The organism is Bacillus sp. FSL R5-0659 (assembly GCF_038008785.1).
GTDB classification, from domain to species: Bacteria; Bacillota; Bacilli; order Bacillales; family Bacillaceae; genus Bacillus; species Bacillus safensis.
Genome location: NZ_JBBOZU010000001.1, coordinates 2,232,333 through 2,245,333, shown reverse-complemented (window position 1 = coordinate 2,245,333; position 13,001 = coordinate 2,232,333). Strand labels below are relative to the sequence as shown.

The following is a 13,001-nucleotide window of genomic DNA, read 5'->3' as shown; positions in this document are numbered from 1 at the left end:
CGGTTTCTTTTATTTTGACTGATTCGGCATGAGACACAAGATCAATGCGTGAAAAGGGCTTATGAACGGGAAGAAGAGGAGAGAGCTTGCCACATTAAACAGCAGACTGAAATGCGCAATCTGCTGGGCGGGTGAGCTTGCGAGAAGGGCGACAACCTCTGTGATCAGGGCGAGAAACGGAAGGCATAAAAGAACACCGAGCACATTAAACACGACGTGTGCATAAGCCGTTTGACGTGCTGCGTAGCCGCCAGATATCGCAGCCATCACAGCCGTAATACATGTCCCAATATTGGAACCTAACACAAAGCTGATGCCTTCCTGAAGTGCCACAGTTCCCTCATTCATAAATCCCATTAAAATACCGATACAGACGGAGCTCGAATGAACAATCGCTGTGAAAATGGTACCCGAAAGCAGCGCTGTCCAGTCTGAATGCTGCATCATTTCAAGAAAACGCAATGTCTCAGGCTGGCTTGTCATCATCCCTGCAATTTTTGAGAAGCCTTGAATGCAAAAAAAGATCATCCCGAGCCCAAATAAACTTTTTCCTGCATGTCTAAAAGATGTCCTGCCAAAAAGGATGCATACAAGACCGGCTATGATCAAAACCCACATGAAGACATCCATTTTGATAGCGATAAATTCTGTCGTAAACGTGGAGCCGATATTGGTTCCAAGGATCATTGGGATCGATTTTTTAAAAGAGAGAATGCCTGTACTGACAAAGCCGATGACGATGACCATAAATGCCGAACTGCTTTGTAGAACCCCTGTAAACACAATGCTGACCAAGAATGCTTTGACCGGGTGATCTGTAAAGAGAAGAAGTGATTTCTCAATACGAGACGACGCAAGCGCCATTAATCCTTTTCTCAGCAAGCCCATTGACCATAAAAAAATGAAAATAAGTGCACAAAAATAAATGATCGCCATCATAGAAAAGTCCTCCTCTTATCAATGAATATATGGACTTGTCTACCTGCTCATGACGAAAATATATTTCCAAATCACTTAGTTGACCTCACACAAGGCTTATATTATAATGTCTAGGTACATGTTTTGCATGTATATCTTTTTTTAATGCAGTCGATTGGTGTATTCGGAGGGAGGGAAAGAGAATGTCAAAAACGGTCGTTAGAAAAAACGAATCGCTTGAAGATGCTCTTCGTCGCTTTAAACGCAGTGTATCCAAAACTGGAACATTGCAAGAAGCAAGAAAGCGTGAATTTTATGAAAAGCCTAGCGTAAAGCGCAAGAAAAAGTCTGAAGCTGCTAGAAAACGTAAATTCTAAAGAGGGTGGATTTTATGAGTCTTCTTGAGCAATTAAATTCTGATATGAAGCTTATGATGAAAAACCGTGAGAAAGACAAGCTTGTTGTCATTCGTATGGTAAAGGCTTCGCTGCAAAATGAAGCAATTAAGCTTAAGAAAGACAGTTTGACCGGCGATGAGGAACTAACCGTCCTTTCCCGCGAGATTAAGCAACGTAAAGACTCCCTCCATGAATTTTCGAAAGCTAATCGCTTAGATTTAGTAGATAAAGTTCAAAAAGAGATTGACATCTTAGACGTTTATTTACCTGAACAGCTTTCTGAAGAAGAACTGCAAACGATCGTGAAAGAAACGATTACTGAAACAGGTGCTTCCTCGAAGGCTGATATGGGTAAAGTCATGAGCGCTATTATGCCAAAAGTAAAAGGTAAAGCTGATGGAGCTGTCATTAACAGACTTGTCAGCGAGCAGCTGTCTCAATAAAAAAGTATCCTTCTATTGTTAGAAGGGTACTTTTTTTATGCCTTCATGATTCTGTCATATAAAAATGAAACCTATGATACATTTGTAACGTATGTAAAGGAACAGTAAAATGGAAGAAAGAGAGGAGGGATCACCAAATAGATGAAAAAAATAAAAATTTCTATTGCTCTCTTCAGTTGTTTTATAATATGCTTGTTATTAGGGGTTCAATTGACCGCGAAATCAGCAGATCAGAAAGTTCATGTTATCCCAATTGAAGATACAGTAGAAAAAGGACTTTCTAAATTCATTGAACGATCGTTTGAGCAGGCAAAGGCGGAACGGGCGAAGCATATTATTCTCGACATCAATACACCGGGTGGTGCAGTCGATGCAGCGCTTGAGATCGCAGATACCATTCGCGCTTCCGATATCCCAGTGACAGCGTTTGTCAATCATAGAGCGCTTTCAGCCGGGGCCTTCATCGCGCTGAATGCCGATCAGATTTATATGACCCCGAATGGAAAGATGGGGGCTGCTGCGATCATTGATGGAGAAGGCAATGCCGCCGATCAAAAATCTGAATCTCTATGGCTTGCTGAAATGAGTGATGCTGCCGAAAAGCAGGGGCGTGATCCAAAGTATGCTCTTGCCATGGCGGATGTAGATATAGACGCAAAAGAAGCCGGTGCACCAAAAGGGGAATTGCTCACCTTTAACACAGACCGGGCGCTTCAATTCGGGTATGCAGAAGGTGAAGCAAAAAATATGGATGACTTGCTTCAGAAGCTGAAATTAACAGACGCTTCTGTTCAATACGATGAAGTGAGCTTTGCTGAAAAGGTTGCGCGTTTTCTTACGCACCCAATTGTCATTCCGATCCTTTTATCCATTGCAAGTTTAGGGTTAATTGTTGAGCTCTATTCTCCTGGCTTTGGGGTACCAGGCACCATGGGAGTGACAGCGCTTCTTCTATTCTTTTATGGTCATCTCGTGGCAGGTTTTGCAGGATATGAGACGTTGTTCCTGTTTTTAGCAGGGATTGCCCTCATCATTCTGGAATTGTTTTTGCCAGGGGGAATCGTAGGTGTCATTGGACTGATCTGTGTCGTTGTCAGCTTATTTTTAGCAGCTGGAAGCTTTACAGAAATGGCGATTTCCATCTTGATTGCCACTGCTGTTTCAATCATAGCAGTTATTTTATTGACAAAGGTGTTGGGGAAACGTATGAAATTTTTTAAAAAGTTCATTTTAACCGATTCAACCAATAAGGAAAGCGGTTATGTCTCAAATGAAACAAGAGAAGATCTTGTTGGACAAATCGCAGTGACAGCAACCGCACTTCGTCCATCTGGTACGATCGTATTCGGAGATGAGCGCATTGATGTTGTGTCAGAAGGTGCATTTATCGATAAGGATGAACAAGTAAAAATTGTGAAAGCGGAAGGCTCACGCATTGTCGTGAGGAAAGTATAGATATACTGATTTTAGAGGAGGAATAAAATGGATCCATCTACTTTACTATTATTTGTGATTATCGCAGCAGGTTTGATTGTTCTTTCGATCTTTTTCACCTTTGTACCGGTGATGCTGTGGATTTCTGCCCTAGCGGCTGGCGTAAAAGTGAGCATTTTTACACTTGTAGGAATGAGACTGCGCCGAGTCATTCCAAACCGAGTGGTCAACCCGCTCATCAAAGCACATAAAGCGGGTCTTGATGTGACGATTAACCAGCTGGAGAGCCACTATCTTGCAGGTGGTAACGTGGACAGAGTTGTGAACGCATTAATTGCAGCTCAACGCGCGAATATCGAATTGAACTTTGCTCGCTGTGCAGCCATCGACCTAGCAGGACGTGATGTACTAGAAGCAGTTCAAATGAGTGTAAACCCTAAAGTCATTGAAACACCATTTATCTCTGGTGTTGCGATGGACGGGATTGAAGTCAAAGCAAAAGCACGTATTACAGTTCGTGCAAACATCGACCGTCTTGTCGGTGGTGCAGGGGAAGAAACAATTATTGCCCGTGTAGGTGAAGGGATTGTCTCCACAATCGGTTCATCAGATAATCATAAAAAGGTTCTTGAGAATCCTGATATGATTTCTCAAACGGTTCTTGGTAAAGGATTAGATTCAGGTACTGCATTTGAAATTCTCTCGATTGATATCGCAGATGTGGATATCGGTAAAAACATCGGGGCGATTCTGCAAACAGACCAAGCAGAAGCAGACAAAAACATTGCACAGGCGAAAGCAGAAGAACGCCGCGCAATGGCTGTTGCACAAGAGCAAGAGATGCGTGCGAAAGTTGAAGAAATGCGCGCGAAAGTAGTAGAAGCAGAGGCTGAAGTACCACTTGCAATGGCTGAAGCATTACGTGAAGGCAATATTGGTGTCATGGACTACATGAACATTAAAAATATCGATGCTGATACGGATATGAGAGATTCATTTGGTAAAATGACAAAAGGTCCATCTGATAATGAAAACAAATAAGCATCCTCTCACGCTTTAAGGAGGGAGCCCATTGGACATTCTATTTGAAAATCCGCTACTAATTGCGATTATCATCGGTATCATCTCTGCCGTCTTTGGGAAAATCGGCAAACAAGAGGAGAACGAAGAGAAGAATCAGCAAAAGAAGCCCGCTCCTCAGCGTAAGCCGGTGGCCCAAAAACAAACAAAGCAAACAAGTCCAGATCCAGTCGTGACGGATCAGCTGGACGATTTCGGTGATGTACATGATCATGGCGGGATGAAGAAAAAAACTTCTCAGTCCTTACAAGATCGCTATACGGCTACACTTGCCGAAATGGAAGAAAGAAAAAACGAGTTGAACAAAGAGTTTCAATCGCTTGAAAGAGAGCTGACAAGGCCAAAGGCTGCATCTGCTGAAGTGAGGCCAAAAATCATTGAGAAGCTGAACCAAGATACAATTGTTCAAGGAATGATCCTTGGAGAAGTATTTGGAGAGCCGCGGGCGAAAAAACCGCACAGAACGATGAAACGGCCATATAAAAGATAAAGAAGAAAGTCCCCTTCAAAAAAGGGGGCTTTTTTTGTCTGATAACGATTTTTCATAAAGAAAATGCTGAAACGGCTGTTTTGCGGGATTCATTAGCATGATATGAATCCCTGAGGAATAGGATGATATAGAGGCTTTCTCATCAGTCTCACCATCTTTCAGTTTGATCTCATACACATGAGGTGGGAAGGGGTTCTTATTGAATGGGAAAAAGAAAAAATCGACTTAAAGCATGGCTGACAAGAACACTTGAAATCCCTCCAGACGTGATGATGGATCTTCCCCGTATTACGATGGTTGGCAGACTCCACATTTACATAGAGAACCATAAAGGGCTTCTGCTTTTCAGTGATCAAGAGGTAAGGCTGATGCTCAAACAGGGACAATGCATTATTTCAGGGAAAGATTTTGTGATTAAAACGATTTTGCCAGAAGAGATTTTATTGGAAGGGAAAATCGATGAGGTCCGTTATATTGATTCTTAACTGACGGAGGGGAGAAGCGTGAAGAATAAATGGTTCGGCTATTTTATTGGCAGAGTGGAAGTGGAGATCAAAGGAAATGGCATTGAGCGGCTCATCAATGAGTGCACGAGGCAGGGGATCACAATGTTTCAAGTGAGCCGCCGTCAAGACAGCGTGCGCTTATTTATTCGCCTATCAGATGTACATGCCTTCAGAAAAGTACGCAGACATCATGACGTGACATGTTCATTTCATCAAAAGAAGGGCTTTCCGTTTCTACTTCTTTGGTCAAGGAAGAATATCGGATTTACCCTTGGGATTGTATGCTTTCTAGTGACGATATTGGCTCTTTCAAACATGGTATGGAAAATTGATATTAAAGGAGCCAATCCAGAAACTGAACATCAAATGAGAAAGCATTTAGACGACATTGGGGTGCAAAAAGGACGTTTTCAGTTTCTAATGGGAACACCTGAAAAAATTCAAAAATCCCTGACAACCAATATTCAAAGCATCACATGGGTCGGCGTTGAACTAAACGGCACAACCTTTCAAATGAAAGTTGTGGAAAAAAATGAACCCGAAAAAGAAAAATACACGAGTCCTCAGCATATCGTCGCCAAGAAAAAGGCTGTCATCACGAGAATGTATGTAGAAAAAGGGGAGCCGCTCGCCGCGGTTGATGAACATGTAAAGAAAGGACAGATGCTTGTCTCTGGACTCATTGGCAGCGAAGATCAGCAGAAAACGGTAGGAGCCAAAGCGAAAATCTATGGTGAAACGTGGTATCGTTCTGAAGTTTCTGTCCCTCTTCGAACATCTTTTGACGTCTTTACGGGTAAAATGAAGACAAAGCACAAGCTCTCCGCATTTGGAGGCTCACTGCCATTTTGGGGCTTTTCTTTTAAAAAGGATGATTTTAAGCAGCCAAAAACAGAAACAGAAGTTCATCCGCTTCATTTCTTAAACATGCAGCTCCCATTCTCTTATGAAAAGGAAATCACACGCGAAAGTGAGAAAATAAATCGAGAATACACAAATAAAGAAGCGGTTCAAGCAGGGATTAAAATGGGTAAAAAAGAATTAGAAGAGAAGCTAGGTCAAACAGGAGAGGTGAAAAGTGAAAAAGTTTTGCACGAGACAACAGGGAATGGTAAAGTTAAGTTAATCATCCTTTACCAAGTAATAGAAGATATTGTTCAACCAACACCTATTGTTCAGGGAGACTAGAGAATGACAGAACATTTACTTGAGATTCAACAAAAATTGGATAGTCCAAACGAAGCGATTGCTTTATTTGGCAATCAAGATGCTTATCTGAAACTAATGGAAAACGAGCTGAACGTCTCCATTATTACGCGTGGAGAAAAAGTGTATGTTTCTGGTGAGGAAGCATCAAGAGATACAGTAAGCCGTTTGATCACATCTCTTTTACATCTCATCCGTAAAGGAATTGAGATATCTGAACGGGATGTCGTCTATGCCATTAAAATGGCGCAAAAAAACAAGCTGAATTATTTTGAAAATATGTATGAAGATGAAATTACGAAAAATGCCAAAGGAAAATCGATCAGGGTGAAAACAATCGGCCAGCGGGAATATGCTGCGGCGATGAAAAAAGATGACCTGGTCTTTGGAATTGGACCAGCTGGTACAGGGAAGACGTATTTGGCAGTCGTCAATGCGGTACATTCACTGAAAAATGGACATGTGAAACGGATTATCCTGACAAGACCAGCTGTTGAAGCAGGAGAGAGTCTTGGCTTTTTACCAGGCGATCTAAAGGAAAAAGTAGATCCTTATTTAAGACCACTATATGATGCCTTGCATGATGTGCTTGGCAGTGATCATACGGAACGTTTAATCGAGCGCGGCGTGATTGAAATAGCGCCCCTTGCCTATATGAGAGGCCGGACGCTTGATGATGCATTTGTTATTTTAGATGAAGCGCAGAATACAACACCTGCCCAAATGAAAATGTTTTTGACGAGACTTGGCTTTGGTTCTAAAATGGTCATTACAGGAGATATTACACAGATTGATCTGCCAAAGGGTATGCAGTCAGGTCTTGCGGCTGCAAAGGACATGCTTGCAGATATCAAGGGCATCTCATTTATTGAATTAGACCAGACAGATGTGGTCAGACACCCGCTTGTGGCGAAGATCATTGGCGCATACGAAAAGCAAAAATGAACTGAGTGACCCGATCGTCTTCATCGGGTCATTTTGTTTCGATCGTGGTTTAAAGTAAAAAAGGAGGTACTTTCCTTGAGAAAGAATCAAAAAGGCAGTAAGCGCAAAAGACTGCTGTCTAAAAAAGAACCTCAGAAAATGGAGCGCTCACGTTATTTAAATGTTTTGCTGTACGCTGCTTTAGCAGCCATTTTATTCGTGGTGCTCTTCTTCCATGTAAAGCCTGAATCGCTAGACTTAGATTTATTTTCTGTGAGCGAACAGACCATCTATTCTCCGTCAACTGTTGATGATCAAGAAGCGACAGAAGAAAAGAAACAAGAAGCAACAGATCAAGTAGAAGATCAATATACGCTCAAAAAAGCGTATTCTGATAATCGTGTAGACCTCATCTCATCCCTCTTTGAAGCCATTAAAGAAGAGAAGAAAGCAGCTGATGATAAAGAGAAAGCGCCATCAGATCAAGAAATGGTCAAGCGTGTCAAAGAAAAGCTCACAACAGATATGCAGGAAGCTGTTTCGGATCAATCCATCAAAGCACTGCTTCAGGCAAGTGATGAGAATCTCTCATTTACTAAAGATTCCATCATCACAGTGGTGAATTCACTGATGAGTAAAGAAATCACAGCAGCGAAATTACAAGATGAGAAAAAACAAGTCAAAACAGAGCTTGAAAACAATTCGATTCCATCAAAATACTTAAATGCAGCGAAAGAAATCGGTGAATTTGCGATCATCCCAAACTATGTATTTGACCCAGTGGCAACAGAGAAGAAAAGACAGGAAGCGGCTGACAATATTCAGCCAGTGCAAATTAAGCAAGGGCAAATCTTAGTTGAAGAAGGAGAGCTCATCGACCGGGAAGTTTATCGCAAATTAGAACTCACGGGTCTATTAAACAGCTCAAATTTATTTAAGCCTGTAAGTGGTCTTTTCATATTAATTGGCCTGTTCTTAGCAGCGATTATTCATTCCCTTGAATCGAGAAAAAAGTCGGTTGTCCATAAGAATAAGTCATTATTGCTCTACTCGCTTATTTTTACGATTATTTTAATTATTATGGAAGTGTTCAGTCTCTTTCAGGAAACGAAATATACAACGATAGGCTATGTTGTGCCAGTGGCACTTGGCACGATGCTGATCAAACTGCTCATTAATGAGCGGTTAGCAATCTTCTCCGGTCTTGTATTTGCTCTTTGCGGCAGTATGATGTTTAATCAAGGAGTAACCGGCGTCTTTAACTATGTGATCTGCGCTTATTATCTGATGAGCGGGATGGCGGGTATTTTATTTTTAAGAAAACATAATGCAAGATCAAAAATATTGCAGGCTGGGCTTTTGGTGGCGCTGGTGAATGTACTTGTGGTTTTATCCATTACACTGATCCAAAACTCTTCACCATCAGGGCTTGAAATCGGTGTGAACCTCATGATGGCGATTGTGTCAGGGTTTGCATCATCTATCTTGGTCATTGGGTTAATGCCTGTTTTTGAGAGCATGTTTGGCATTCTTTCCACAATGAAGCTGATCGAATTATCTAACCCAAATCATCCGCTGCTCAAAAAGATTTTAACCGAGACACCAGGTACATATCATCATAGTGTCATGGTGGCGAATTTAGCGGATGCTGCATGTGAAGCAGTCGGTGCAAACGGTCTTTTAGCAAGGGTCGGCGCTTATTATCATGACATTGGGAAAACGAAAAGACCGCAATACTTTATCGAAAACCAAATGAACATTGATAATCCGCATGACAAGCTTTCTCCTCAGCTGAGTAAAAATATTATTATTGCCCATACGACAGATGGCGCTGATATGCTGAGAGAAAAGAAGTTTCCTGAAGAGCTTGTCGACATTGCAGAACAGCATCACGGGAAGTCTCTTTTAAAGTTCTTTTACTATAAGGCAAAAGAGCGTGATGATCAGGTGACAGAAGAAGAATTTCGTTACCCTGGTCCAAAGCCGCAATCAAAAGAAGCAGCGATTATTTCTGTGGCTGACAGCGTTGAAGCGGCGGTTCGTTCCATGCATAATCCAAATCCAGAGCGGATTGAAAAGCTTGTCAAAGGCATTATTTCGGATAAAATGCAGGACGGGCAATTTAGTGAATGTGACCTGACATTTAAAGAATTAAATATTATCAGCCAAACAATTTGTACAACATTAAAGGGGATTTTCCATTCTCGGATTGAATATCCAGATGCCCCGAAGCAGAAGGTGAAGTAAATGACATTGTTAATCGATTTAATAGATGAAACAGGACAAGTATCAAAAGAGCAGCTTGAAGAAGTGGAAAAGCTTCTTCAGTTTGCTGCAGACGAACTTGAGGTTAAGGATCAAGCGGAAGTATCAGTGACGATTGTTTCGAATGAAGAGATTCATCAAATCAATAAAGAATACCGCGGAAAAGACGCACCAACGGATGTGATCTCCTTTGCACTTGAAGAAGAAGGAGAAGGGGAGATTGAAATCATTGGAGCGGATGATATCCCGCCTGTACTTGGTGACATTATCATTAGTGTAGATCGAACGAAAGAGCAGGCGGAGGAATATGGACATTCCTTTATGAGAGAGCTTGGATTCTTAACGATTCATGGCTTCCTTCATTTGCTCGGGTATGATCATATGACAGAGGAAGATGAAAAAGAAATGTTCGCCAAACAGACAAAGATTTTGGATGATTATGGCCTTTCGAGATCATCGTAAGAAAAGAAGGCCGCTCGCCCGTTTTTTTCGGAGTTTTTACTATGCATTTAGAGGAATATGGCGAACTTTCTTGAATGAACGGAATTTTCGATTTCACACAGTCGCAGCCATCATCGTGGTGATCTGCGGCTTTTGGTTCCGCATTGACCCATTTGAATGGCTGATTGTTCTTCTTCTATGCGGGGGGATGTTTGCGCTTGAACTTGTCAATACAGCCATTGAACATACAGTGGATCTGATGACAGAAGAAAGGCACCCGCTTGCAGAGAGAGCGAAGGACGCTGCGGCAGGCGCTGTTTGCGTTTACGCCGCAATTTCGGTTATGATTGGGTTGATCATCTTCTTACCGAAGATCATGCAATAGAACAATATTACTATTTATTAACATTTTTAGAAATGGGCGTGAAAATGTCACGTGAATTATGTAAAATATAAATGTGACAGTGGTACCATTTCTTCTGAAAGTGGGAACTAGGAATGAACAAACAAGAGTTGATTTCAGAAGCAATCAAAGCAAGAGATTTTGCATATGTACCCTATTCTAAATTCAAAGTCGGTGCAGCGTTACTGTCGAATGATGGAAAAGTGTATGGCGGCTGCAACATTGAAAATGCAGCATATGGTATGTGTAATTGTGCGGAAAGAACAGCACTTTTTAAAGCCTATTCAGAAGGCATTACATCTTTTCAAATGTTAGCAGTGGTGGCTGATACAGACCGTCCTGTTTCGCCGTGCGGCGCATGCAGACAGGTCATTTCAGAGCTATGTGCACCTGACATGCCAGTGATTCTAACGAACTTAAAAGGACATATATACGAAACAACAGTAAACGAACTATTGCCAGGCGCATTTTCACCGGAGGATTTAAATGACTAACGAAAGCTTCAAATCAGGATTTGTATCAATTATTGGAAGACCAAATGTAGGGAAATCAACTTTTCTTAATCGTGTCATTGGACAAAAGATCGCCATCATGAGCGATAAGCCCCAAACGACGCGAAACAAAGTGCAAGGTGTCCTGACAACGAACACATCACAAACGATCTTTATCGATACACCGGGGATTCATAAACCTAAGCATAAGCTTGGTGATTTTATGATGAGGGTGGCTCAAAATACACTGAAGGAAGTCGACCTGATCTTATTTATGATCAACGCACAGGAAGGCTATGGCAAAGGTGATGAATTCATCATTGAACGACTAAAGCAAACATCTACACCGGTGTTCCTTGTCGTGAATAAAATTGACCAAATTCATCCAGATGAACTATTCCTTTTAATTGATGAATACCGCACACGTTATCCATTCAAGGAAATTGTGCCAATTTCAGCTCTTGAAGGAAACAATATCGACACGCTTCTTCAGCAGATTGAAGGTTATCTTCCAGAGGGCCCTCAATTTTATCCGGCAGATCAAGTAACAGATCATCCAGAACGGTTTATTATTTCTGAATTAATTCGTGAAAAAGTGTTGCATTTAACGAGAGAAGAGATTCCGCACAGTATTGCGGTTGCGATTGAATCGATTAAGCCAGATGAAAATGGCAAGATCCATGTCGCGGCAACCATTGTTGTAGAACGTGATTCGCAAAAAGGGATCGTCATTGGTAAACGAGGCAGCTTGTTAAAAGAAGTGGGACAAAAAGCGCGCAGAGATATTGAAGCACTTCTAGGCTCAAAAGTGTATTTAGAGCTTTGGGTCAAAGTTCAGAAGGACTGGCGTAATAAATCCACTCACCTTCGTGACTTCGGATTTAGAGAAGACGAATATTAAAAAATCGCTGCATTTGTCAGCAAATCTGACAATGGTGCGGTTCGATTAGTAAAAATTGTTTATCATGAAATGGAGGTAGCCTGGTCAAGATAAAATTAATATGTTGGATGTAGCGTTGCTGCTTCTAATAAAGAAAGGTGGGGTTTTTATGTTGAATTTTACATGGAACGTATTTTCACAAACAGGAAGCGTTGACACGTATCTGCTTTTCAAAGAGTTAGAAAAGGAGAACCTGGAAAGACCCGATGTACTTGAAGAAGAAATAGCACGATTTGATTTTCCAATTTTATAATTCTTGACCCCCTCCAGCGCTCGGAGTGTAGACAAATGCTCATTAAAAGTGAAGGAATCGTCCTTAGAACAACAGATTATGGCGAAACAAACAAAATTGTCACGCTGCTCACTAGAGAACATGGAAAAATTGGCGTGATGGCAAGAGGCGCAAAAAAATCAAACAGCCGCCTGTCAGCCATAAGCCAGCCGTTTTTATACGGCACCTTTCTTATCCAATCATCAACAGGACTTGGAACGCTCCAGCAAGGCGAAATGATTGAAAGTATGCGTGCCATTCGGGAAGAATTATTTCTGACCGCATATGCCGCATATATGACGGAATTGATTGATAAAGGCACAGAAGAAAAAAAGCCAAACCCTTATTTGTTTGAGCTTCTGCTTCAATCTCTGCGTCATCTCAATGAAGGCACAGATGCTGATATTATTTTATTTATCGTAGAGGTTAAAATGTTATCAGTGATGGGGATGAAGCCTGAACTTGATCAATGTGTTCACTGTGGTCAAAAAGAAGGGCAGTTCCATTTCTCGATAAGAGATAACGGCTTCATTTGCCAAAATTGTTTTTCGAAAGATCCATATAAACTGCCCTTATCCCCCGCAGCTGCAAGGCTGCTCCGTTTGTTTCATTATTTTGATTTATCAAGGCTTGGTCAGGTTGATGTGAAGCCTCAGACGAAACAAGAAATTCGTCAAGTGCTTGATCACTACTATGACGAATATTCCGGCCTCTATTTAAAATCAAAAAAATTCATGAATCAGATGGAATCCATGAAAAAGCTAATGGGTGACGAAAACAAAAGTTGACAT

General features: G+C 41.4%; 16 protein-coding genes. 15 read left to right on the top strand and 1 reads right to left on the bottom strand.

Features of this window, described 5'->3' with window-relative positions:
* Window positions 1-9: 9 nt before the first annotated feature.
* Window positions 10-939, bottom strand: a complete 930-nt coding sequence (locus tag NSQ72_RS11475; RefSeq protein WP_341084056.1) for a Na/Pi symporter — start codon at window positions 937-939, stop codon at window positions 10-12.
* Window positions 940-1,121: 182 nt separating this feature from the next.
* Between NSQ72_RS11475 and rpsU the strand changes: the two genes are divergently transcribed.
* From rpsU to recO, 15 genes are all read left to right on the top strand, one after another.
* Window positions 1,122-1,295, top strand: a complete 174-nt coding sequence (gene rpsU / locus NSQ72_RS11470; protein ID WP_003152957.1) for a 30S ribosomal protein S21 — start codon at window positions 1,122-1,124, stop codon at window positions 1,293-1,295.
* A 14-nt stretch (window positions 1,296-1,309) separates the two neighbouring features.
* Entirely contained in the window at window positions 1,310-1,759 is a 450-nt protein-coding gene (locus tag NSQ72_RS11465) for a GatB/YqeY domain-containing protein (RefSeq protein WP_024423028.1), read from the top strand.
* Window positions 1,760-1,900: 141 nt separating this feature from the next.
* Window positions 1,901-3,214: an NfeD family protein gene (locus NSQ72_RS11460; protein WP_058839062.1), complete on the top strand. Its 1,314-nt coding sequence runs from the start codon at window positions 1,901-1,903 to the stop codon at window positions 3,212-3,214.
* A gap of 27 nt (window positions 3,215-3,241) precedes the next feature.
* Entirely contained in the window at window positions 3,242-4,234 is a 993-nt protein-coding gene (floA, locus tag NSQ72_RS11455; RefSeq protein ID WP_024423026.1) for a flotillin-like protein FloA, read from the top strand.
* A 31-nt stretch (window positions 4,235-4,265) separates the two neighbouring features.
* Window positions 4,266-4,763: a hypothetical protein gene (locus tag NSQ72_RS11450; RefSeq protein ID WP_064497619.1), complete on the top strand. Its 498-nt coding sequence runs from the start codon at window positions 4,266-4,268 to the stop codon at window positions 4,761-4,763.
* A gap of 203 nt (window positions 4,764-4,966) precedes the next feature.
* Window positions 4,967-5,248, top strand: coding sequence for a sporulation protein YqfC (yqfC, locus tag NSQ72_RS11445; RefSeq protein WP_012010618.1), 282 nt, complete (start codon window positions 4,967-4,969; stop codon window positions 5,246-5,248).
* Window positions 5,249-5,266: 18 nt separating this feature from the next.
* Window positions 5,267-6,457 carry a sporulation protein YqfD gene (gene yqfD, locus NSQ72_RS11440; protein WP_058839064.1) on the top strand — a complete coding sequence of 397 codons (1,191 nt, stop codon included), beginning with the start codon at window positions 5,267-5,269 and terminating at the stop codon, window positions 6,455-6,457.
* A 3-nt stretch (window positions 6,458-6,460) separates the two neighbouring features.
* Window positions 6,461-7,420 (top strand): PhoH family protein, encoded by a 960-nt coding sequence (locus tag NSQ72_RS11435; protein WP_099663454.1) that lies wholly within the window; start codon window positions 6,461-6,463, stop codon window positions 7,418-7,420.
* A gap of 114 nt (window positions 7,421-7,534) precedes the next feature.
* A complete protein-coding gene (locus NSQ72_RS11430) occupies window positions 7,535-9,646 on the top strand; it encodes an HD family phosphohydrolase (RefSeq protein ID WP_445285753.1) in 2,112 nt (703 codons plus the stop codon).
* Window positions 9,647-10,126, top strand: coding sequence for an rRNA maturation RNase YbeY (ybeY, locus tag NSQ72_RS11425; protein ID WP_024423021.1), 480 nt, complete (start codon window positions 9,647-9,649; stop codon window positions 10,124-10,126).
* Window positions 10,104-10,490: a diacylglycerol kinase family protein gene (locus NSQ72_RS11420; RefSeq protein ID WP_024423020.1), complete on the top strand. Its 387-nt coding sequence runs from the start codon at window positions 10,104-10,106 to the stop codon at window positions 10,488-10,490. Before ybeY ends, NSQ72_RS11420 begins: the two co-directional genes overlap by 23 nt.
* 113 nt (window positions 10,491-10,603) lie before the next feature.
* Complete coding sequence (locus tag NSQ72_RS11415) at window positions 10,604-11,002, top strand: cytidine deaminase (protein ID WP_008356263.1); 399 nt, start codon at window positions 10,604-10,606, stop codon at window positions 11,000-11,002.
* The gene (era, locus tag NSQ72_RS11410; RefSeq protein WP_007501305.1) at window positions 10,995-11,900 is read left to right on the top strand and encodes a GTPase Era; all 906 of its coding nucleotides are present in this window, start codon (window positions 10,995-10,997) and stop codon (window positions 11,898-11,900) included. The genes NSQ72_RS11415 and era overlap by 8 nt, the downstream gene beginning before the upstream one ends.
* Window positions 11,901-12,048: 148 nt before the next feature.
* Window positions 12,049-12,192, top strand: coding sequence for a YqzL family protein (locus tag NSQ72_RS11405; RefSeq protein WP_003217288.1), 144 nt, complete (start codon window positions 12,049-12,051; stop codon window positions 12,190-12,192).
* A 35-nt stretch (window positions 12,193-12,227) separates the two neighbouring features.
* Window positions 12,228-12,998, top strand: a complete 771-nt coding sequence (recO, locus tag NSQ72_RS11400; RefSeq protein WP_341084051.1) for a DNA repair protein RecO — start codon at window positions 12,228-12,230, stop codon at window positions 12,996-12,998.
* The last annotated feature ends 3 nt before the right edge of the window (window positions 12,999-13,001 follow it).

Bases quoted from the DNA above. Each gene is read 5' to 3' on its own strand.
- NSQ72_RS11475 (WP_341084056.1), bottom strand. From the start codon at position 939: ATGATGGCGATCATTTATTTTTGTGCACTTATTTTCATTTTTTTATGG.
- rpsU (WP_003152957.1), top strand. From the start codon at position 1,122: ATGTCAAAAACGGTCGTTAGAAAAAACGAATCGCTTGAAGATGCTCTT.
- NSQ72_RS11465 (WP_024423028.1), top strand. From the start codon at position 1,310: ATGAGTCTTCTTGAGCAATTAAATTCTGATATGAAGCTTATGATGAAA.
- NSQ72_RS11460 (WP_058839062.1), top strand. From the start codon at position 1,901: ATGAAAAAAATAAAAATTTCTATTGCTCTCTTCAGTTGTTTTATAATA.
- floA (WP_024423026.1), top strand. From the start codon at position 3,242: ATGGATCCATCTACTTTACTATTATTTGTGATTATCGCAGCAGGTTTG.
- yqfC (WP_012010618.1), top strand. From the start codon at position 4,967: ATGGGAAAAAGAAAAAATCGACTTAAAGCATGGCTGACAAGAACACTT.
- NSQ72_RS11435 (WP_099663454.1), top strand. From the start codon at position 6,461: ATGACAGAACATTTACTTGAGATTCAACAAAAATTGGATAGTCCAAAC.
- ybeY (WP_024423021.1), top strand. From the start codon at position 9,647: ATGACATTGTTAATCGATTTAATAGATGAAACAGGACAAGTATCAAAA.
- NSQ72_RS11420 (WP_024423020.1), top strand. From the start codon at position 10,104: ATGGCCTTTCGAGATCATCGTAAGAAAAGAAGGCCGCTCGCCCGTTTT.
- NSQ72_RS11415 (WP_008356263.1), top strand. From the start codon at position 10,604: ATGAACAAACAAGAGTTGATTTCAGAAGCAATCAAAGCAAGAGATTTT.
- era (WP_007501305.1), top strand. From the start codon at position 10,995: ATGACTAACGAAAGCTTCAAATCAGGATTTGTATCAATTATTGGAAGA.
- NSQ72_RS11405 (WP_003217288.1), top strand. From the start codon at position 12,049: ATGTTGAATTTTACATGGAACGTATTTTCACAAACAGGAAGCGTTGAC.
- recO (WP_341084051.1), top strand. From the start codon at position 12,228: ATGCTCATTAAAAGTGAAGGAATCGTCCTTAGAACAACAGATTATGGC.